The organism is Pseudomonas sp. E141 (genome assembly GCF_052659885.1).
On the sequence record NZ_CP084024.1, the window covers coordinates 3,117,851 to 3,137,291 of the forward strand.

A 19,441-nucleotide genomic window follows, 5' to 3' on the forward strand; every position below is an offset into this window, starting at 1 on the left:
GTGAGCCTTCGGTGTATAGCGTCCAGAGGGTTTTTTCAATCGTTTTTATTCACTTGAGTGCTATCACGACGCAATGAGTGTTTCATCGGTCATGGAGTGTTGCCTGCGGCGGCGCTCGTCCTCCCGGGTTCTCAACCATACGCCCCGGGAGTCCCTGCAAGCACGGCCGGTTCATCGTGCCTACCACACAGCAATATGAGAATCCGCCCTGGGCTCGGTGCCGCCGCACAGGACACCGCTGACCGGGTCGCGGAGAATGATCTGGCCTCGTCCGTAATCAGTCCGGTCACTGGCGATCTGCACTTCATGACCGCGCCGCGCCAAGGCATTGGCCAAGTCGCCGGAGGCACCCTGCTCGATGCCAACTTTCATCTCACCAAGCCACTGCCAGCGCGGAGCGTCCAGCGCCGCTTGCGGGTTCAGGCCGAAGTCCACCAGGTTCATCACCATCTGCACATGGCCTTGGGGCTGCATGTAACCGCCCATCACGCCGAAAGGGCCAAGGGCCTGGCCATTCTGGGTGAGGAAACCAGGGATGATGGTGTGAAAAGTCTTCTTGCCCGGGACCAGGCAATTGGCGTGGCTCGGATCCAGGCTGAATTCCTGTCCGCGATTCTGCAAGGCAATCCCGCTTTCAGGCAGCACCACGCCAGAGCCAAATCCGTGGTAGTTGCTCTGGATGAACGAGACCATGTTGCCTTCCCCGTCAGCGGTCGCCAGGTACACCGTGCCGCTGGCGTGGGGATCGCCGGGTTTGGGTGCCTGGGCCTGTTCACTGATCTGGGCGCGACGGCAGGCGCTGTACTCCTCGCTCAACAGGTCAGTCACCGCCACACGCATGTGCAGAGGGTCGGTGATGTAGTGCAGGCCGTCGCTGTAGGCCAACTTCATGGCCTCCAGTTGGCGATGCCAGGTCTGCTGGCTGTCGCGGTGATCGAAGCTGAAGCCCTCCAGTATTTTCAGCGCCATCAAGGCCACCAGCCCCTGTCCGCTCGGCGGGATTTCCCAGACATCGACGCCTCGATAGTTGACGTGGATCGGTGCCACCCATTGGGCGCGATAATCCTGCAGGTCCGTGGCACGAAGGTAGCCGCCGCTGGCCCGGGAGTGGGCATCCAGGCGTTCGGCCAAGGCGCCGCGATACAGGCTCTCGCAGCGGGTGGCAGCCAATTCTTCAAGGGTACGGGCCTGAGCCGGGTTGCGGAAAATCTCCCCGGCCCGTGGCGCGCGACCGTCAATCAGAAAAGTCTGGAACCAGGCATCCAGGACCTGATCACGATGAGGCGTGAATTCGTTCAAAGCGATCTGCCATTGATGGGCAACCACCGGCGACAGCGCAAAACCGTCCCGCGCCAGGCTGATCGCCGGCTGCAGCAACACGGCAAAGGGCAGCTTGCCAAAGCGTTGCGACAACTCGGCCCAGGCCGATGGGCAACCCGGGACGGTTACCGGTGTCCAGCCATAGAGCGGCATCTGTTCATGACCGGCCGCCTTGACCGCCTCGATACTCAGGGCCGCCGGTGCATGGCCGTTGCCGTTGAGGCCATGTAACTGACCCTTGCACCAGACCAAGGCAAAAGCATCGCCACCGATGCCACAACCCGTGGGCTCGACCACCGTCAGCGCCGCCGCCGTGGCGATGGCCGCATCAATGGCGTTGCCGCCCTTTTGCATGATCTCGATGCCCGCTTGGGCAGCCAGAGGCTGGGACGCGGCGACCATGCCCCGGCGGGCAAAAACGCTCTGGCGTTGCGACGGATAAGGGTACTCGTGAGCAGAAAATTTCAGCATGGCAAAGACTCTTCAACACAAGGATTCATTGGCGGGACTCAGGGCGAACACCCCGGAACGGTCATAACACGCGACTGAGGAAAGCCCGGGTTCGCGGGTGCGTGGGATGGCTGAAGATCTGCTCCGGCGGGCCTTGCTCGATGAGTTCACCTTGGTCCAGCACCACCACACGGTCTGCCACTTCGCGGGCAAAGCCCATTTCATGGGTGACCACGACCATGGTCATGCCCTCCTCTGCCAGCGCTTTCATGACTTGCAGCACCTCGCCAACGGTTTCCGGGTCGAGGGCGCTGGTGGGTTCATCGAACAGCATGGCCTGGGGTTTCATCGCCAGCGCCCGGGCAATCGCCACCCGTTGCTGCTGGCCGCCGGAGAGCATCGACGGGTAGTGGTTGGCCTTGTCCGCCAGACCGACCCGTTCCAGCAGCTTGCGCGCCTCTTCCAGCGCTGCGGTGCGCGGTATCCCGAGCACCTGGATCGGCGCCTCGATGATGTTCTCCAGGGCCGTCATGTGGGGGAACAGGTTGAAGCGCTGAAACACCATGCCGATGTCCCGGCGCTGGCGGGCGATGTTGCGCTCCGACTCACGCACCAGGCTGCCGTCAGCCCGCTCGCGATAGCCCATGGCCCGGCCATTGACGCGGATGCGCCCACCCTGGATGTCTTCCAGCAGATTGATGCAGCGGATAAAGGTGGTCTTGCCCGAGCCGGAGGCACCGATCAGCACCACCACTTCGCCGCGCCGTACTTGCAGGGATATGCCCTTGAGGATCTGCAGCTCGCCAAAGGACTTGTGCACATCCAGCGCCTCGATGATCAGCTCTTCACTTTTGTGCGCCATGGCTAACGTGCCCTCAACAGGTTCAGGGTGCTGCGACCGAACATCCGCGTCGACGCCGGCGGTGGTGACGAGGGTCGGTCCGATTGGCCGAAACGGGCTTCCAGCCAGCGCTGGAAAAAGCCCCAGAGAGTGGTCAACAAGAGGAAATAGATCGCCACCACCAGGTACAACTCGAACACCCGGAACGTCGCCGACGTGACCATCTGGGTACTGAGCAACAGCTCCTGTACGCCGATCACACTGACCAACGTGGTGTTCTTGAGCATCACGTTGAACTCGTTGCCCAGTGGCGGGACGATGACCCGGAACGCCTGGGGCAAGACAATGCGGCGCATCAGCTTGGCGAACGTCATGCCCAGGGAACGCCCGGCTTCGTACTGGCCCTTGTCCACCGCGCCGATGCCGGCCCGGATGATCTCGGCCATATAGGCACCTTCGTTGAGCCCCAGGGCAATGATCGCCGCCTGGATATTGCCGGGAATCACCAGGCCGAACAGATCGATGTCTTCGAAGCGGAAAATCCCCCCTGCCGCCAGTGCTGTATAGAGAAAGACAATCTGCACCAGCAACGGCGTGCCGCGCATCAGCCACACATAAAAACGCACCGGTAAATGCAGCAACGGATTGCTCGACAACCGTAGCAACGCCGCGGCCAGTCCCAGGAAGCAGCCCAGCAGCATCGCCAACACACTGATCACGCAGGTCAGCCAGAGCCCGGTGAGATAAACATCACTGGGCTGCAACAGGTACTGCCAAAACACATCCCAATTGAAGTTCATCAACGCTCACCTCAATCAAGAGTGTCACTGGCGACATGCCATTTGCTGAGCAGTTGGCTGTAGCTGCCATCACTGCGCATGTCGTTGATCACCTGCTGCACTGCGGCGCTCAGTTGCGTGTCGTCCTTGCGAATACCCAGTCCGGTAAGAATCCGGCTGAAGGCGGGCACCCCTTCCTCAAACAAATCGGGGGCCATGGTGGCGTAATAACCGGCGGTTTCCACCGTGGTGCCGTAGGCATCGACCTGGCTGATGCGCAAGGCCTGGAATGCATCGGTGTCGGTGTTGTAGACCACCAGTTTCATTCCAGGCTTGCCAGCCTTGGTCAGCGCTTCATTCTCGGCGTCGAGCAGCGTCTTGATGGTGGAGCCATTGAGCACCGCAACTTTATGCCCGGACAGGTCCGACAGCGTCTTGATTGCCTTCGGATTACCCTTGGGCACGACCACCGCCTGGCTGGAGTACATGTAGTTGACGATATCGATCACCTCACGGCGCTCGGGCTTGTCAAACAACTGGTCGACGATCATGTCGCACTGCTTGGCGAGCAAAGCCGGGAGCAGCCCGGAAAAGGGAATCACCCGCCACTCGACTTTCTTGTCGCCCAGCCGCTTGGCGATTTCCAGGCCCAGGTCAACGGTCAAGCCCCTGGGTTTCTGCGCTTCATCGAAGGACACCAGGGGCGGCGAATCCATGCCTGAGCAATAGACGAGTTTGTCGACCTTGAGCAAGCGCTCCGGAACAACGGGCGCGGCAACCGCCCACTGAGCACAGAATCCCAAGGATAGGGCGGCAACCAACAGGCGAGGCTTATGCATGACCAGACACTCCAGTTCAGTTAGTAACGGGCAGTACTCAAAGTCAAAACAACGGCAGGCTCGGGGCCCGCTCTGGTTATTTTTTCGATTGCAGAAATTGGATCAACTCAGGAACGGTGCCTTCGATGTGCGCGCGCACCACTGCCTCGGCCTTATCGGCGTCGCCAGTACGAATCGCCTCGAGAATCACCGCGTGTTCCTGGCGCGCACTCAGCGGTTTTTCCACGTGCTCAAGCCATAGACGCATGGGCGCCTCGATCAGGGAATAGAGCGCACTGATCTGCTTCAGCAACCGGGGACGCCCGCTGAGGCTGCACAGGTATTCATGAAAGGCGCGATGCCGGCTGACCCACTCGGCGCTTTCCTCGCGGTAATCGTCCATCTCGTCCAGCAGACGCTCCAAGGCTGCCAATTGACGCTCGCCTATCCTGGCTACCGCGACACGGATCGCCAGGCCTTCGAGGACGCTGCGCATCTCGAAGACTTCGTGCAGCTCATCGATATCCAGGCCACTGACAACGGCCCCGCGATTGGGCCTAAGGGTCACCAGGCCCTGGGCGTCCAATCGACGGAACGCCTCGCGCACCGGCATCCGGCTCATACCGATCTCGCTGGCGATGTCTTCAGCGATCAGCCGGTCACCCTTGCGCAATCGTCCCCCGCAAATGGCGTCCAGCAGGAAGTTGTAAGCCTCCTCCTCGGCCGTCATCGGCGGGCGCCCAACGTAACTCGGAGCGAATTGCATGGCAGCACCTTTTGAATTTTTGTATCCAATTATCCATAAATTCAAAAAAGCAGAATGCGTGCCAACTGAATGGATCGATGTGCAAGTGATTGATTTGAAGGAAAGGGTCTTGCTATGGGGCATGCATGGGCCCGGAGTCAATTGGGTAGACGTGCTACCAAATGGCTCAAGCGACGCCCATTAGTGTGCACAGTGGTAGCCAGGTAACACTCAATCATCCAGCCCTGGGAGTGTCCGAAGGTGACTCACCAAACAGCGCTCGGTAATGAGCGGCGAAGTGGCTCAGATGGAAGAAGCCCATGGCAACGGCGATCTCACCGACATTCAGCGTGGTCGCACGGGTCGTGATCAAGCGCCGCCGTACGGCATTGAGCCTCAAGTTACGCAGGTACTCGACCGGACGCATCCCGGTTACCGCCTGGAAACTGTTCTGCAGGGTCCGGCGACTCACCCGTAATTGCTCGCACAGATCAAGAATGCTCAGCGATGTGTCACCACTGTCTACGACCAGTTCCTGGCAACGTTTGACCAGATAGGCACTGACAGCGACGTTGCCGCGACGGCCACGAACCTCGTCAGAGGCGTGACTGAACAGATCGAGGAATGCGTTAAGCAGGACCTCCTCCAACATTTTTTCCGAGGCTGGAGTGATGGCGTCCGCTTGTTCCAGAAGGTGACGGAATAACGGATGGATCCTTTGCTGCACGCTCAGCAACACCGCTTCATCCACGCTGATCTGCGATTCGCTTTTCAAACGCTTGAGCTGTTCGCCCGACAATTCGTGAGCCGCCAGTTTGGCGAAACGAACAGTGTCGACGTTGACCGCAAAGAAGTGCGTACCTTCCGGGGCATGCAAGACAAAGTCCTCTCCATCTCGCAGCAGCACCACACTGTGGGCGCCCACCTGATGCCCTTGGACCACCGGCGCGCTGCCCAGCGACATGGCAATGCACAATCGCCCTTTTGGTGCGCAACCTCGCTGCACCACACGTTTATCCAACACTTCCTGGAAAATCTGAAAACGGTCGGCGCAAATCTGTCGCAGCTCACTGGAAAGACATCCACGACCAAGCTGGTCATAGACCTGTTGCCAGCCCAGGATGGAACCGGCGTGTTGCTGGGGATCATTGAAGGTACGGACTTCGGCGAGCATGGTCATCGTTCCTCAGAGGCGCTGTTCTTATTGTCGGCCTGTCTTAAGTGGCTCGATCCTCCCTGACGATGGCTGGGGTTTATGCCTGGAAAGCCAAAGCCAGTTCCGTGCCAAGCATATGCAACCGGTACTCGCCCGCCTGGATAGCCATGGGTGGCAACAACGCTCCGGACAGCACGACCTGACCCGCTTCAACACATTGCCCGTCGGCCAGCAGGCGCCGGATTAGCCAGCACAGGTTTGTCTGGGGCGTGTCCTCGCGCGCCAGGGCATCGCCTTCGCCGCAGGGCGCCCCGTCGCATTCCAGGCGATAGGTCACGTGGGCCAATAGCTCAGGATGAAACCTGATCCGCGAGCCAAGGCAATAAAGCCCCGCGGCGGCATTGTCGGCAAGAAACGCCCCGACACCGAAACGCCAGCCCTGCCAGCGACAATCGGCAATCTCGAACGCCGGCGCGACCTCAGACACGGCGGCCAGAATGTCCTCGTCGCTGTAGAAACCTGACTCCAGGGTACGCCCCAGGACAAATGCCAACTCGATTTCCAGCTTGGGCTGGATCAGCCGTGCAAGCGGCACCGTACTGCCGGGCTCCACCGCCATGGCATCGGTCAGCCCGCCCAATACCGGTTCATCAATACCGAAACGGTCCTGGGCGGCGCGGCCAGCGAAGGCCACCTTCCATCCGGTCAACTGCTCACCAGCGACCTGGCGTCGGCGCAATGCCTCGCGCTGCAAAGTGTAGCCCGCCGACAGGTCGAAGGCCTGAAGCTCCAACGAAGGCAAGGCGTGTACGGCCTGTGCGGCATCATGAAGCCGGACCAGCAGATCATCTTCGCGTCTCATGAGAGTTGCTCCGCCAGTTTGCGCAACACGCCTTCGAGCCGCTCGGGTGTGGTGATCGCGGCGACAAAACGATCCGGCCGCACTACCACGATGCAGTCACGCACCTTGGCAAACCACTCGCCCAGGCGGTTATCAACGTCCTCGACGCAAAGGGCACCATTGGCAGACAAGGGTTGGTTGCGCCCCACGCCACTGCGCGAACGATTGATCTGGATGAAGCGCGTGTCCCAGCGCGCCCAATAGGCAGCGGTTTGCTCGCTGAGCGGTTCGCTCGGATTGACCCGATACCCCAGCACCGCATAGGAATGCCCCAACACCTCGTCCAGACGCCGGCGCTGGCCCTGGGCATCTTCGATAGAGGGTTGGATGAACAACTGCCCGACCAGATCATCCTCATGCAGCTCGGCGCGCTCGTGATACACCAGGCCTTTGGTGATGGTCGCCTTCGGTTTGAACTTGAACTCCAACAAGTGCGAACGCAGGTTGTCGACGCTGTTGACGGCCTGGAACAACCAGTCCCGGACACCGGCCATCAGCGGGTTGGTCAGCCCCAGGACGGCGCCCATGTTGTCGGCCAACGCGATGAGATCGGTCGCATGCCCACGGCGTTCCTGATCGTAACTGGCAAGAATCGCCGGCGACGCTCGCCCTTGGAGAATCGCCGCAAGCTTCCAAGTGACGTTGGCGACATCTCGCAAGCCCGAATTGAGCCCCTGCCCGGCCCATGGCGGGGAAATATGCGCCGCATCCCCCACCAGTGCCACCCGGCCCTGGACAAAGCGCGCCGCGACCCGGGAGTTATGGGTGTAGGCGCGGATCCGGATGATTTCCAGTTGATCGACCGCATCGCCGATATGCCCACGGATCAAGTCCCGGATCGTTGCCTCCTCGCACATCCTGGTCTCGTCTTCGCCCTCCAGGAGCATGAACTCCCAGCGCCGTTGCTGATATGGCAGGTAGATGCAGACAAAGGGCCGCTGAGGGTCGGCATGCAGGGCCGTATAAGGTGCATCCAGGGTGTCGTTGGCCGTGTCGATCACCACCCATTTGCGTGGATGAGTCAGCCCCAGCAATTCGATACCGAGCTTCTTGCGCACGCTGGAACGTCCGCCATCGGCGCCGATCACGTACTGCGCCTGCAATTGATAGAGCTCGCCCCCGGCATCGCGCACCTGCAAGGTCACGCCCTCGGCATCCTGCTCCAGGTCGAGCATTTCATGGCCCTGGCGCAACTCGACACTGGCGTGTTTGCCCAATTGTTCGCGCAACGTCGTTTCAAGCAACTGTTGCATGAAGATATTGCGCATCGGCCAGCCATAGTTTGCCGTGCTCGGCTTGACCTCGGCAAAACAGACGCCTCGCGCATTGTAGTAACGCAAGGGCACGTTGCAGATCATGTCGCGCGCGGCCAGCTCGGCGATGCCGATGCCCTGCAACACACGTAACGCCTCGTCATCCATGCCCACCGCGCGCGGATACGGCAGGACGCCGTCAGCCAATTCAAGGACGACGCAGTCGACTCCGTACAGCCCCATGTAATGGGCAGCCGTGATCCCGTTCGGGCCGCCACCCACGATGACAACCTGGGTTTTCTCCTGCTTCATCGCTATTCACCGCTTTGTTGTTGTGGTTGTAGGCGTTGGTCGTACAAATAATCCATGACGACAAGGTTGAACATTTCGCTCTGGTCATCATGGACGTAATGACTGGCGTCGGCGATTTCCTCTGCCCGCACCCATGGACTGGTCTGTTTGATCGCCTCAAGGGTCGCCAAGGGCAGGAAATCGGAACGCGCTCCTCGAATGAACAGCGTCGGGCAATCCAGTGCCCGTACCGCAGGCCAAAGGTCAGTCGGAGCAATACTCAGGCGCGCCTGGGCAATGCCCTGTTGGTCGTGACGCCATTCGATTCCGGCCAGTGTTTCCTTCATGGAGTACATCAGCCTGGAGGCCAGCCCCTCCAGCGACAGGCCAGGTCGAGCCTGGCGCCAGAATTGCGCGGCACTCTCCCAGTCAGCAAACACCAGCGGTGTCTGGCTCATCTCGCGCCGAATGCGCTCGGCACCATCACCACTGACCGACGAGCCCGGACCGATGTCCTCGATCACCAAGGCTTGCAGTCGGCCCGGATTGAGTCGCGCATACTCCAGTGCATTGGTTCCGCCGAGGGAATGCCCCACCAGGACAAAACGCTGCAGTCCCAAGTGCGCCACCAGATCTTCAAGATCACTGACATAAGCTTCGGTTCGGTAACTGGAGGGATCCGCCCAGTCACTGTAACCGCGACCGCGCTGGTCAAGGGCATAGCAACAGTACTGCTCCCCCAGCGCATTAGCCAGGCCATCCCAGGTCTGGGCATAGGAGCGCAGCCCGTGCAACAACACCACCGCGATGCCCGACGGGTTGCCCCACGACAGATAGTGCAGGCGCATCTGCGAGCGATTGGTGAAGAAGTGGCTGTTTGCAGACATTCGTTTGGTCTCCACGGTCAACCCACCTCAATGCAGGCCATCATTGCCCTTGATGTCGGCAGCCTGGAGACCACCCAGGCGCGCATGCAAACGCCCGCGAGTGGCGAAGGCCCAGATGATGATCAACTCGTCCGCCGAGGGGCCATCACAGAACGAAAGCGAAATGCTGTCGTAGTGAGAGCGGACATACAGCGCATCCTTATGGGCCAGCGGGACATCGATGGTCACGCCAGGCCCGCCACGCTTGCCCGTGGAAGGCACCCAGGATTTGCCACCGCCCAATGCCACCCGAATCGGATCCGCTGCTGGATTGGTGAGCAGTGCATTGCCATGTTCGTACTCGCCCTGGCTGCCCACCAGACACGCCTTGCCATAACTGACAATCTCACGCTGGCCAGCCAGTGCCTGGATGCGACGACCAAACTCCTGCCCCAACAAAGGTGATGGCTCGACCAGCTCGGCCAGGCTTTCGCTGTAGCGCCCGGCATAGGGATTGGCGATCACGGCGCCAATGGCGTATTTGAACAACGGTTCACCATCGGCCAACTGGCCACTTTCGTTGGCCAGGGTTTCCTCGACGAAGCTATACCATTTGCGGATGTGGTAACTGGCGAAATTTGCGGTTTTCATCGGACAGGTCTCTTTCAAAGTGGGTCGAGATCAAAATTTCGGCTGGGCGCTCCGGCAGCCTTGAAACGGGCCTTGCCTCGCGCGTCGTCATGTTCGGTCTCGAGAAAAAATTCCATGCGATTGCCATCGGGGTCGTTGAAGTACACGCCGTTACCGATTTCGTGATCGGTGATCTTCACCACCTCAACCCCTTTGGCAAGCAACATGCCGTAGAGCTGGCGCAGGGTGGTCATGTCGCCGGCGATTTCCAGCCCGTAGTGCTGCAAGCCCAGGCCGCCCTGATGGGCCCCCGGCTCTGCGCGGATCAAAGCGATATCGTGATGCTTGGCACCAAACGCCATCATGACCCAGCTGTCACCCCGGGCGCTTTCGTGCATACCCAGAACATCAGCGTACCAACGTGCCGAGGTTTCAGGGTCGCTGACAAACAGCGACAGGTGAGTTCGAACGACCTCGATTTTCATCGTGCGATACCTCAGTTCTGTTTAACGATGGATTGATGCCCGGACTTGATCTGCGCCACGGCGGGCGTCCAGAGCACATCAGCAATTTCACTGAACTCACGCCACTGCTTCTGCCAGCCGTCCCCACCGTTCTCGGAGGTGAACAGGTGTCCGTATTTGGTCCCGGCAACGATCTGACGAGGGTTGCCAGGGTTGAAGGCAATGGCCCAGACACACGAGTTGGGTTGTTGTGACAGCGGCAGCACCTCCCAGCTGAGGGCCGCATCCCGAGAGATGAGTACCTTGCTGGTCGTGCCAGGCGTACCGTCGGAAATACTCAGGTAGAGGGTGCTTTCACTGCCCAGCGGTGCGTTCATGGCGCGCACGTAGTACAGGCCGAACGTTTCCCGGGCAATGATGCCAGTCCAGGTTTGCCCTTCATCGAGGCTGCGGTAAACGGCGTTGACGCACACCACCACGATGACCTTCTGGCCATGGTTGGGCAGGACCAGGATGTTGTGGACGTCCGAGTTGAAGTCCCACAGCAGCCGATCATCGACACGGGTCCAGGAATCACCGCCATCACGGCTGTGGAACAACCCGCCCTCCTCCAGGCCGAACCAGAGCTGGTTGCGATCAGTCGGGTCATAAGCGAAAGCCAGCAAGCGCGGCCGACTGACACCTTCGCAGAACTCCGGAATATCCACCGGCGCGCGCTCCCAGCTCAGGCCGGCGTCGAGGGTGCGCCACAGCACGGCGCGCGAAGGTGCACCAGTACCGACGAAGATGCGCTGCGCATCCTGTGGATCCACTGCAACCTTCCACACGGTCTGCCCGTTGAATGGCGAATCCACTCGCTGCCAATGGCCTCCGGTGTCATGACTGACACACAGGCCGGCGTCGGTCCCGGCATAGATCACTTCAGGCGCATCGGGATGAACGCTCAGGGATCGAGTGATTGCATCAAACTCCAGATCCTGTCCCAGACCCAGGCGATGCCAGGTATGACCATCGTCGGCGCTGCGGATCACCGCTTGTCCCACAGTGGCGACCAAAAGGGTTCCGTTACTCATCACTGTTGCTCCTCAAATGAAGATGCCACGGGTCAGGCCGCCATCGATACCGATGGACTCTCCCGTCACGGCGCCCGCCTTGGGCGACGCCAGGAAACCGATCAGCCAGCCCATTTCGATGGGCGCCAACGTGCGCCGGATCGGCGTTGCGTCGATGTAGCCCTGCTCCACCTGTTCCGGCGTCTTGCCCTGCTTGACGCCTTCGCGCTCGTACAGCTCCTGGATGTGCGGGGTATCCACCACACCGGGGTGAATCAGGTTGACGGTGATGCCCGAAGGGCCCAGTTGATCGGAGAGCGTTTTGGTCATGTGGGCGATGGCCAGGTTGCGCATGCCCGAAAGGACCTTGCTGCCGCGCCCGGTCAAGCCACCGATGTTGATGATGCGACCAAAGCCCCCGGCCTTCATGTGCGGGGTCACCGCCTTGGCACACCGGAAATACCCGATCACCTTGGTGTTGAGGTCGGAGAGCAGTTCATCGTCGCCCGCATGTTCAATGTCATTGCGCACCACGCCGGACGGTGCGGCGGCGCCGTTGACCAGGATGTCGATGCGGCCAAAGTGCTTGTGGGCGGCCTCCACCATGTCGGACACGGCCGACATCTGGTTGGTGTCACAGAACAGCGGCAGCACTTCGTTGCCGGTCTGTGCGCTGATTTCTTCGGCGGCCTGCTGGAGATACTCCATGCGCCGCGCACAGATCACCACCTTGCATCCCTCCTGGGACAGAAAACGCGCGACTTCCTTGCCGATGCCCATACCACCGCCCGTGACGATCGCCACGCGGCCTTGCAATTCCAGATCCATAGCAGTTCCTCTTGTGATTGTTCGGCTCAGGCGAGATCGACGAAGACACTTTTGGTTTCGGTGTAGGCATCGATCACGTTCTTACCCATTTCCCGGCCCCATCCGGATTGTTTGTAACCACCAAACGGCGAGGCTGGGTCTACGACGTTCCAGCAATTGATCCACACCGATCCGGCCTTCAGTTGTGCCGCCACGCGATGGGCTGAACGCAAGTCGCGGGTCCACAGACCGGCAGCCAGGCCGTAGGGCGAGTCGTTGGCGCGCAGCACCAGTTCATCGATTTCGGTCCAGCTCATGACGGTCAGCACAGGGCCGAAGATTTCTTCCCGGGCGACACAGGCGCGCTCGGCGCGGTCGAGAAACACGCTGGGGCGGATGAAGTGGCCGCGCTCCAGATGGGCCGGCCGGTCGCCGCCGCAAATCAGTTCGGCACCTTCTTCCTGGCCCCGTTGCAGGTAGCCACGCACCGTGCCCAACTGCCGGGCCGAGACCAGCGGGCCCATGCTGCTGGCCGGATCCAGCCCTGGCCCCAGCACATGGGCGGCGGCATGTCGCTGGAGTTCTTCAAGTACCTGGTCAAGAACACTGGCGTGCACATACAGGCGCGAGCCGGCGGTGCAGACCTGGCCCTGGTTGTAGAAAATGCCATCGGCGGCGCCTTTGGCCGCACGGACGATATCGGCGTCCGGCAAGATGATGTTGGGCGACTTGCCCCCCAGCTCCAGGGACACTTTCTTCATGTTGCCGGTGGCCGCCTGGGCAATCAGCCGCCCCACCTGGGTCGAGCCGGTGAAGGCGATCTTGTCCACGTCCGGGTGCTGGGCCAGCGGTCCGCCGGTATGCACGCCCAGGCCGGTGATCAGGTTGACCACCCCGGCCGGAAAACCAGCGGCTTCGATCAGTTGCACCAGGCGAATCGCAACCAGAGGCGTCTGTTCGGCGGGCTTGAGTACCGCGACACAGCCGGTCGCCAACACCGGACCGAGCTTCCACACGCACATGGTCAACGGGAAGTTCCACGGCACGATCAACGCGCAGACACCCACCGGCTCACGCAAGGTGTAATTGAGCATCGGCGCGCCACTGGAGGGCGATACCGGGAGCGTGCTGCCTTCGATCTTGGTCGGCCAGCCAGCGAAGTAACGGATGATGTTGGCCGCGCTGGCCGCTTCACCCCGGGCCGCGGCGATCGGCTTGCCGTTTTCCAGGGTGATCAGTTGCGCCAGCTCCTCGCGGTGCTGGTCGAGCAGTTCAGCCAGACGAAACAACAGCAGGCCGCGCTGGGCCGGCGACTGCTGCGCCCAAGTCCCCGTAAAGGCCGCGCGGGCGGCAGCGACGGCGGCATCCACATCGCGTTCGCCGCCTTCGGCAACTTCAGCGAGGGTGTGTTCAGTGGCCGGGTTCTCCACGGCAAACCGGCGACCATTGGCGGCGTCCTGCCAGGTGCCGCCGATAAACAGGCGCCCAGGTTGTGACAGGAATTGTTCGACGGCAGGTAACAATTGGATCTGACTCATAGCTCCTCCTTTACAGCGCCATTTCAATCAGGCACGGACCGCCGTCGGCCTGGGCGTTGGCCAGGGCGCGCTGCAATTCAGCATTGGTGTGTACGGTGCTGGCCGGCAGGCCGTAGCCTTTGGCCAGGGCTTTCCAATCGATGCGAGGACGGTCCAGCACCGTCAGGCTCAGGGCCTCAGGGCCCAGCTCGGTCATACCAAAGCGGCGCAACTCGTTCTGCAGGATCGCGTAGCGATGGTTGGCGGCAATCAGAATCACCACCGGCAGTTGCTCCCGGGCAATACTCCACAAAGTCTGGATGGTGTACTGGGCACTGCCGTCCGATTGCAGGCAGAACACCGTATTGCCGCGCTCCGCCAGGGCGGCGCCAAATCCCACCGGGATGCCTTGGCCGATGGCCCCACCGGTGTTGGTCAACACCCGATGCCGTGCGGCATGGGCCGAAGCGGTGAAGAACGGATAACCGCAGGTGCCACCCTCCACGGAGACGATGCAATCGTCCGGCAGCGAGGCGGCCAACACCTGCCCGATCGACTGCGGCGTCAGCTCGGCACTGCCCGCTGGTAGCTCGATAGCCCGCGACGTGGGCACATAAGCCGGAGCCTCAAGCGCATCGGCCAGCGCAGTGAGCGCACCCGCAACGTCGTCCCCTACTTCTGCCAGGTAAAGCAGGCGATCACGTTCCGCCAGGCGCGAAGGAATGCCTTCGTAACCGAAGTAACTGATCGGATCCGGGACCCCGGCGCAAACCACGGCGTCGTATTGGTCAAGGATCTCAATGGCAACCTCGGGGAAATACGGCAAGCGATCCAGATCAGGCAAACCACCACCGCGATAGCTCAGGCGCGGAAAGGTTTCGGCGAACATCCGCACACCCGGCAGTTGGGCCAAACGCCCCGCCGCTTCGAGGCCAGCGACGGACAAGCCCTGATCACCCACGATAAACACCAGGCGCTGGCCATTGCGCAGTGCCTGGGCCACGGCTTCGATCCGGTCACCGGCAAAACGACGAACCGGGGCCTGCAACGCGGTGAAGGCGCGCTCGCGCTCCACCTCGTTGGCTTGCAAGTCCATCGGCAGGATCAGGCTGGAAATCTGCCCCTTGGCTTGCCAGGCCGCACGCACGGCTTCCTGGAAATCTTCCCCCACACCTGACGCGGTGCGCGATGTGCGCACCCACCCGGAAACACTCCCGGCCAGCGCCTGGATATCACTGGCCAGCGGCGGATCGTAATTGACGTGCCATGACGCGTGATCGCCGATGACATTAACGATCGGGGTATTGGCGCGACGGGCGTTGTGCAGGTTGGCAATACCATTGGCAAAGCCAGGCCCCAGGTGGGTCAGGGTCATCGCCGGCTTGCCGGCAATCCGGCCGTAGCCGTCCGCAGCACCGGTGCATACCCCCTCGAACAAGGACAACACCGGCTTGAGGGCAGGTGCGCTGGCCATGGCGGCCACCAAGGGGATTTCGGTCGTTCCGGGATTGGCGAAGCAGTATTCGATACCGCTCGCCACCGCCGCCTTCACTATCAGTTGCGCACCATTCATTTCCAGCCCTCTCGCTCGAGCGTTTGCAGTGGCTGAGATTTATCACACATAAAGATCGACAAAACAAGCTGTTTTTCTGCATTAAAATCATATATTGATATTAATGCAGTTTTTATCAGATCAAAATATTGAAAATCCATTCATATTTCTCAAGCAATGGATTACCGTGACAAGGCGCTCCTGAGCGAGCACGCGGGCTTTTCATCACCGCCGCGGCTACCTATAGTGCTCACCCAACGCCCCCTACGCGCCATTCCCCCTTTAGGAGCGAAATGAGCAGTCTGAGCAAAATGCTGAGTGTCCTGGACCTGTTCGGCCCGGCCACACTGAAGATCGACCCCGATACCATCGCCGAGCGCATGGGCCTGTCACGGGCGACCGTGTACCGCTACGTCAAGGACTTGTGCGATGCCGGCCTGCTGGTGCGGGTGGATGCCGGCAGCTACGGCCTGGGGCCACGCATCATTGAGCTGGACTGGATGATGCGCCAGTACGACCCGATCCTGGTGGCAGGCCGCGAGATGATGCACGAGCTGTCCGAAGCCACCGGCCTGGCGGTGTTCGCCAGCGTTTTCTACGACGGGCGCATCATCAACACCTACATCGCCGAACCCAGTGACACCTATCAGTTTTCATTCGGCCGCGGCCAACCGCTGCCGTTTTTTCGCGGTGCGCAATCCAAGGTGTTGATCGCCTTCCAGAAGGGTCGGCGCCTGCAACGCCTGTTCGAAGAACACCTGGCCCACGACCCCGACAGCGGCCATGACTGGACAAGCTTCTCCAAGGCCGCGAAAAAGATCCGCAAAGACGGCTATTGCATGACCCACGACGAACTCAACCTGGGGCTCACCGGTATCGCAGCGCCGATCTTCAACCCGGAGCTCGACGAAGTGGTGGGCAGCCTTTCGGCCGTGGGCAGCACCGACAGTTTCAAGCTACTGCGCCAGGAAACCGTGGTTGAAATGGTGATGGACACCACCCGGAGGATTGCCGAGCGGATGCAACATCCGCCTGCAGTCGGCTAAAAGCCAGGCGCGGCTCACTAAAGGGAAACGATGCCTCTGTGGCGAGGGGATTTATCCCCGCTGGGCTGCGCAGCAGTCCTAAAAGCCAAACAACTCGGTGTGTCAGATAGATTGAGTTGGCTGTATGGGGGGCTGCTGCGCAGCCTAGCGGGGATAAATCCCCTCGCCACAGGGTTTACCGAACAACCCCTGTTTCAGAACGGCACGGCCACACTCACCTGGCTGTACACGTTAGTGCCATTGCCTGTCACTTGATTGCCCCCCGTCGTGGCGTCCCGATCCGGTTTGTAGAGACCTATCAGCGGGGTGACGATCAAGTGCTCATTGACGACCCACTCGGCATAAACATCCAGCTCACGGGCGTCGAGGTTGAGGGCATTGCTTTTACGCACTGTGTTGTAGTCGAAGTACAACGCACCGAGGGTCAGGGTTTCCAATGGTGTGACCTTCAGACCGACATGGTGGATCCCCGTATTGCTGTTGAAGGGCCCGGCATAGTTACCCGCGACTTCGCCCTGGAACCAGGTGCCATAGCCGGTACTTTGCCCGGTGAACAATGAGTCCCACTTCTGCGAATAGCGGGTGTAGCGATAGGTCAGCTTCGGCGCCCAGGCAACGCTTGCAAAGGTATATCCGGCCTCGGCGTACCAGGCCTTCTCAGGTCCGGCGTCCTTGTCTTGCCAGGCGTATTCAAATGCCAGGCTGACATTTTCGATACCCGCATCGCCTTCACCGCGAATGCTGTAGACATCCATACCCTTGCGCTGCTTCTGGAAATCGCTGGCCCAGCGGTCATTAACGTCGATGCCGTGTATCCACGTCAGGCCCAACGTACCGGCCTTGGCGGTGTAATCCAGCGTAGCGGCGGTGAGTTCGGTTTCGGCCTGGGCGCGGTTATCGGACTTGAGCCACGCCACGCTGCCATGCATGCCGTCCTGCCCTCCCAGACGCAGAACGGCGGTTTGATCGAACGCGTGCCGAGCCGCCAGGTAATAGGCGCCCCCTCGATTCAAGCGGCCATCGGCAGGCCCCTTGCCCAGGTTTGGCCCGTCATCGTTGATCAGGAAACCTCGCCCCACCTTGACCACCTGGCGTCCGCCAGAGATATCGACACCGTCCTGTCCCAACACGGGAAAAAGATCCGCGGAACGCCAGCCCAGGTAAGCGTCTTCAATCTTCGTCGTGCGCTCGCTCCCAAGCGTATTCCCGGAAGGGTCGCCATCGCCCCAAGTAGCGGAACTGACCAGGCTGAACGCACCGTAGGCGATGCCCCGGCCGGCCAGGCCCTGGTCGCCGCTGACGCCATACTTGATGAAGCCTTCGCGCCAGGTTGAACCACCGGACCTGCCGTCGTAGTTCTTGCGACTGTTGAAATGACCGAACACCGCCAGCATGTCGGCGTTGAGATGAGTGTCTTCATCGGCATACAACTCATAGGCTTGGACCTGACTCGTGGCACAAAGCGCCAGCGTACAGGCAAGGCCACTGCCGAAAAAATCCATACGCGATAGAGACCGCATGGCTGGAGCTCCTTGTGGTGCGCCTTTGAAGGCTGTCTTTGTATTCAGGAGCCGGCGCAAGACACTGCGCCGGCGAACAGGCTAGCGGCAGTCGGCGAGCGCGCTGTCCAACGCGCCGACCATAAGGGCGGCCTCGTCGCTGGTGAGGGTCAGCGGTGGCGACATCACGATTTTGTTGCCGATCGGGCGCACCAGTACGCCGGCCCGGCGCGCCTGCTCGGCAATGCGCGAGGCCAGGCCGTTGGCCGGGTCAAGCGGCTCGCGCGTAACCTTGTCCGCCACCAGGTCCACGGCAATCATCAAGCCCTTGCCCCGCACTTCGCCCACCACCGCATAACGCTCGGTCAGCGGTTGTAGTTGCTCCAGCAACTGGGCACCGACTTTTCCGGCATTGCCCGGCAGGTCCTCGGCTTCGACAATATCCAGTACCGCCAGGGCCGCGGCACACGCGGTTGGATGACCGCTGTAGGTGTAGCCGTGCATGATCACACTGCTGAAGCCCGGGCCATTCTCGATGGCATCGACCATGCGCTGGTTGAAGACCGTGGCGCCCATGGGGATGTAGCCGGCAGTGATGCCCTTGGCCAGGCACAGTACGTCGGGCGCGACACCCCAGCCACGACTGCCGAGCATGCAGCCGGTGCGGCCGAAGCCGGTCACCACTTCATCGGCGATCAACAGGATGCCGTGGCGATCGCAGACTTCGCGCAGCTGCTTCCAGTAGTGTGCAGGCGGCACGATCACGCCGCCGGCGCCTTGTACCGGTTCGGCAATCAGCGCGGCAATGGTCTGTGGGCCAAGCAACGCGATCTGGTCTTCCAACTGGCGAATGCAATGAGCGGTCAACTCTTGCGGATCGCGACAGTCCCAGGGGTTGCGGTACAGCCAGGGCGTATCGAGCAGATGACAGCCGGCCAATAGCGGCCCGTGGTTGTAGTGATAGACCCCATTGCCGCCCACCGATGTACCGCCCACGTGCACGCCATGGTAGCCATTGCGCAACGACAGAAAGCGCGTGCGCCCTGGCTCGCCGCTGGCAATCCAGTATTGGCGGGCCATTTTCAGTGCCGTCTCGACCGCATCGGAACCGCCGGAACTGAACAACACCCGCGCCATGTTCTCCTGGGAGAACATCGACGTCAGTCGCTCGGCCAGATCGAACACCCGGGGATGGGCAATGCCGTCGAAGGTCTGGTAATAAGCCAGCTCGTCCAGTTGCGCAGCGATGGCCGCTTTCACTGAAGCCCGGTTATGGCCCACGTTCACGTTCCACAGGCCGCCGACTCCATCGAGCATGCGATGGCCCTCGATATCGGTGATGTAGTTACCGTCGCCACGGGCGATGATCAACGTTTTGGAGCGATTGGCTGGCGCCGCAGAGCTCATCGGGTGCCAGAACTTCTTCTGTGCTGTCTTGTATTGCTCGTACATGG

General features: G+C 61.0%; 18 protein-coding genes. 1 reads left to right on the forward strand and 17 read right to left on the reverse strand.

The genetic code is table 11. The features are described 5' to 3' along the window. Positions 1-180: 180 nt before the first annotated feature. From GKKCFE_RS13900 to GKKCFE_RS13970, 15 genes are all read right to left on the reverse strand, one after another. Positions 181-1,791 (reverse strand): gamma-glutamyltransferase family protein, encoded by a 1,611-nt coding sequence (locus GKKCFE_RS13900; RefSeq protein ID WP_445576652.1) that lies wholly within the window; start codon positions 1,789-1,791, stop codon positions 181-183. 61 nt (positions 1,792-1,852) lie between these two features. Continuing rightward, on the reverse strand, positions 1,853-2,632 hold the full coding sequence (locus GKKCFE_RS13905) for an amino acid ABC transporter ATP-binding protein (protein ID WP_445576653.1): 780 nt from the start codon (positions 2,630-2,632) through the stop codon (positions 1,853-1,855). Positions 2,633-2,634: 2 nt separating this feature from the next. Further along, a complete protein-coding gene (locus GKKCFE_RS13910) occupies positions 2,635-3,411 on the reverse strand; it encodes an amino acid ABC transporter permease (RefSeq protein WP_047225541.1) in 777 nt (258 codons plus the stop codon). Between the two features lie 11 nt (positions 3,412-3,422). Next, the gene (locus GKKCFE_RS13915; RefSeq protein WP_445576654.1) at positions 3,423-4,229 is read right to left on the reverse strand and encodes an ABC transporter substrate-binding protein; all 807 of its coding nucleotides are present in this window, start codon (positions 4,227-4,229) and stop codon (positions 3,423-3,425) included. Positions 4,230-4,305: 76 nt separating this feature from the next. Further along, entirely contained in the window at positions 4,306-4,974 is a 669-nt protein-coding gene (locus GKKCFE_RS13920) for a GntR family transcriptional regulator (RefSeq protein ID WP_139049812.1), read from the reverse strand. A gap of 214 nt (positions 4,975-5,188) precedes the next feature. After that, positions 5,189-6,127 carry a helix-turn-helix domain-containing protein gene (locus GKKCFE_RS13925; protein ID WP_310662715.1) on the reverse strand — a complete coding sequence of 313 codons (939 nt, stop codon included), beginning with the start codon at positions 6,125-6,127 and terminating at the stop codon, positions 5,189-5,191. Between the two features lie 79 nt (positions 6,128-6,206). Continuing rightward, entirely contained in the window at positions 6,207-6,971 is a 765-nt protein-coding gene (locus GKKCFE_RS13930; RefSeq protein WP_160892076.1) for a 2-keto-4-pentenoate hydratase, read from the reverse strand. Further along, the gene (locus GKKCFE_RS13935; protein ID WP_160892074.1) at positions 6,968-8,575 is read right to left on the reverse strand and encodes a bifunctional 3-(3-hydroxy-phenyl)propionate/3-hydroxycinnamic acid hydroxylase; all 1,608 of its coding nucleotides are present in this window, start codon (positions 8,573-8,575) and stop codon (positions 6,968-6,970) included. The genes GKKCFE_RS13930 and GKKCFE_RS13935 overlap by 4 nt, the downstream gene beginning before the upstream one ends. Before the next feature lie 2 nt (positions 8,576-8,577). Further along, positions 8,578-9,441, reverse strand: coding sequence for an alpha/beta fold hydrolase (locus GKKCFE_RS13940; RefSeq protein ID WP_139049807.1), 864 nt, complete (start codon positions 9,439-9,441; stop codon positions 8,578-8,580). A gap of 27 nt (positions 9,442-9,468) precedes the next feature. After that, entirely contained in the window at positions 9,469-10,071 is a 603-nt protein-coding gene (locus GKKCFE_RS13945) for an amino acid synthesis family protein (RefSeq protein ID WP_445576655.1), read from the reverse strand. A gap of 14 nt (positions 10,072-10,085) precedes the next feature. Beyond that, positions 10,086-10,535: a VOC family protein gene (locus GKKCFE_RS13950; protein ID WP_139049805.1), complete on the reverse strand. Its 450-nt coding sequence runs from the start codon at positions 10,533-10,535 to the stop codon at positions 10,086-10,088. Positions 10,536-10,546: 11 nt separating this feature from the next. Then, a complete protein-coding gene (locus GKKCFE_RS13955) occupies positions 10,547-11,587 on the reverse strand; it encodes a VPS10 domain-containing protein (RefSeq protein ID WP_445576656.1) in 1,041 nt (346 codons plus the stop codon). A 12-nt stretch (positions 11,588-11,599) separates the two neighbouring features. Beyond that, on the reverse strand, positions 11,600-12,394 hold the full coding sequence (locus GKKCFE_RS13960; RefSeq protein ID WP_139049803.1) for an SDR family NAD(P)-dependent oxidoreductase: 795 nt from the start codon (positions 12,392-12,394) through the stop codon (positions 11,600-11,602). A gap of 26 nt (positions 12,395-12,420) precedes the next feature. After that, positions 12,421-13,911 carry an aldehyde dehydrogenase family protein gene (locus GKKCFE_RS13965; RefSeq protein WP_139049802.1) on the reverse strand — a complete coding sequence of 497 codons (1,491 nt, stop codon included), beginning with the start codon at positions 13,909-13,911 and terminating at the stop codon, positions 12,421-12,423. 10 nt (positions 13,912-13,921) lie between these two features. After that, complete coding sequence (locus tag GKKCFE_RS13970) at positions 13,922-15,463, reverse strand: acetolactate synthase large subunit (RefSeq protein ID WP_445576657.1); 1,542 nt, start codon at positions 15,461-15,463, stop codon at positions 13,922-13,924. Between the two features lie 272 nt (positions 15,464-15,735). Here GKKCFE_RS13970 and GKKCFE_RS13975 point away from each other — a divergent pair, with 272 nt between their 5' ends. Continuing rightward, positions 15,736-16,488, forward strand: a complete 753-nt coding sequence (locus GKKCFE_RS13975; RefSeq protein ID WP_445576658.1) for an IclR family transcriptional regulator — start codon at positions 15,736-15,738, stop codon at positions 16,486-16,488. A 194-nt stretch (positions 16,489-16,682) separates the two neighbouring features. On the opposite strand, the gene GKKCFE_RS13980 is transcribed toward GKKCFE_RS13975, so the two are convergent. Further along, positions 16,683-18,008 carry a hypothetical protein gene (locus GKKCFE_RS13980; protein WP_445576659.1) on the reverse strand — a complete coding sequence of 442 codons (1,326 nt, stop codon included), beginning with the start codon at positions 18,006-18,008 and terminating at the stop codon, positions 16,683-16,685. 81 nt (positions 18,009-18,089) lie between these two features. Further along, positions 18,090-19,439, reverse strand: a complete 1,350-nt coding sequence (locus GKKCFE_RS13985) for an aminotransferase class III-fold pyridoxal phosphate-dependent enzyme (protein ID WP_139049797.1) — start codon at positions 19,437-19,439, stop codon at positions 18,090-18,092. Positions 19,440-19,441: the final 2 nt, after the last annotated feature.

Excerpts from the sequence above, each read along its gene's own strand:
- GKKCFE_RS13915 (WP_445576654.1), bottom strand. The coding sequence starts at position 4,229 with ATGCATAAGCCTCGCCTGTTGGTTGCCGCCCTATCCTTGGGATTCTGT.
- GKKCFE_RS13930 (WP_160892076.1), bottom strand. The coding sequence starts at position 6,971 with ATGAGACGCGAAGATGATCTGCTGGTCCGGCTTCATGATGCCGCACAG.
- GKKCFE_RS13940 (WP_139049807.1), bottom strand. The coding sequence starts at position 9,441 with ATGTCTGCAAACAGCCACTTCTTCACCAATCGCTCGCAGATGCGCCTG.
- GKKCFE_RS13965 (WP_139049802.1), bottom strand. The coding sequence starts at position 13,911 with ATGAGTCAGATCCAATTGTTACCTGCCGTCGAACAATTCCTGTCACAA.
- GKKCFE_RS13925 (WP_310662715.1), bottom strand. The coding sequence starts at position 6,127 with ATGCTCGCCGAAGTCCGTACCTTCAATGATCCCCAGCAACACGCCGGT.
- GKKCFE_RS13985 (WP_139049797.1), bottom strand. The coding sequence starts at position 19,439 with ATGTACGAGCAATACAAGACAGCACAGAAGAAGTTCTGGCACCCGATG.
- GKKCFE_RS13905 (WP_445576653.1), bottom strand. The coding sequence starts at position 2,632 with ATGGCGCACAAAAGTGAAGAGCTGATCATCGAGGCGCTGGATGTGCAC.
- GKKCFE_RS13960 (WP_139049803.1), bottom strand. The coding sequence starts at position 12,394 with ATGGATCTGGAATTGCAAGGCCGCGTGGCGATCGTCACGGGCGGTGGT.
- GKKCFE_RS13970 (WP_445576657.1), bottom strand. The coding sequence starts at position 15,463 with ATGAATGGTGCGCAACTGATAGTGAAGGCGGCGGTGGCGAGCGGTATC.
- GKKCFE_RS13945 (WP_445576655.1), bottom strand. The coding sequence starts at position 10,071 with ATGAAAACCGCAAATTTCGCCAGTTACCACATCCGCAAATGGTATAGC.
- GKKCFE_RS13950 (WP_139049805.1), bottom strand. The coding sequence starts at position 10,535 with ATGAAAATCGAGGTCGTTCGAACTCACCTGTCGCTGTTTGTCAGCGAC.
- GKKCFE_RS13955 (WP_445576656.1), bottom strand. The coding sequence starts at position 11,587 with ATGAGTAACGGAACCCTTTTGGTCGCCACTGTGGGACAAGCGGTGATC.
- GKKCFE_RS13935 (WP_160892074.1), bottom strand. The coding sequence starts at position 8,575 with ATGAAGCAGGAGAAAACCCAGGTTGTCATCGTGGGTGGCGGCCCGAAC.
- GKKCFE_RS13975 (WP_445576658.1), top strand. The coding sequence starts at position 15,736 with ATGAGCAGTCTGAGCAAAATGCTGAGTGTCCTGGACCTGTTCGGCCCG.
- GKKCFE_RS13980 (WP_445576659.1), bottom strand. The coding sequence starts at position 18,008 with ATGCGGTCTCTATCGCGTATGGATTTTTTCGGCAGTGGCCTTGCCTGT.
- GKKCFE_RS13900 (WP_445576652.1), bottom strand. The coding sequence starts at position 1,791 with ATGCTGAAATTTTCTGCTCACGAGTACCCTTATCCGTCGCAACGCCAG.
- GKKCFE_RS13920 (WP_139049812.1), bottom strand. The coding sequence starts at position 4,974 with ATGCAATTCGCTCCGAGTTACGTTGGGCGCCCGCCGATGACGGCCGAG.
- GKKCFE_RS13910 (WP_047225541.1), bottom strand. The coding sequence starts at position 3,411 with ATGAACTTCAATTGGGATGTGTTTTGGCAGTACCTGTTGCAGCCCAGT.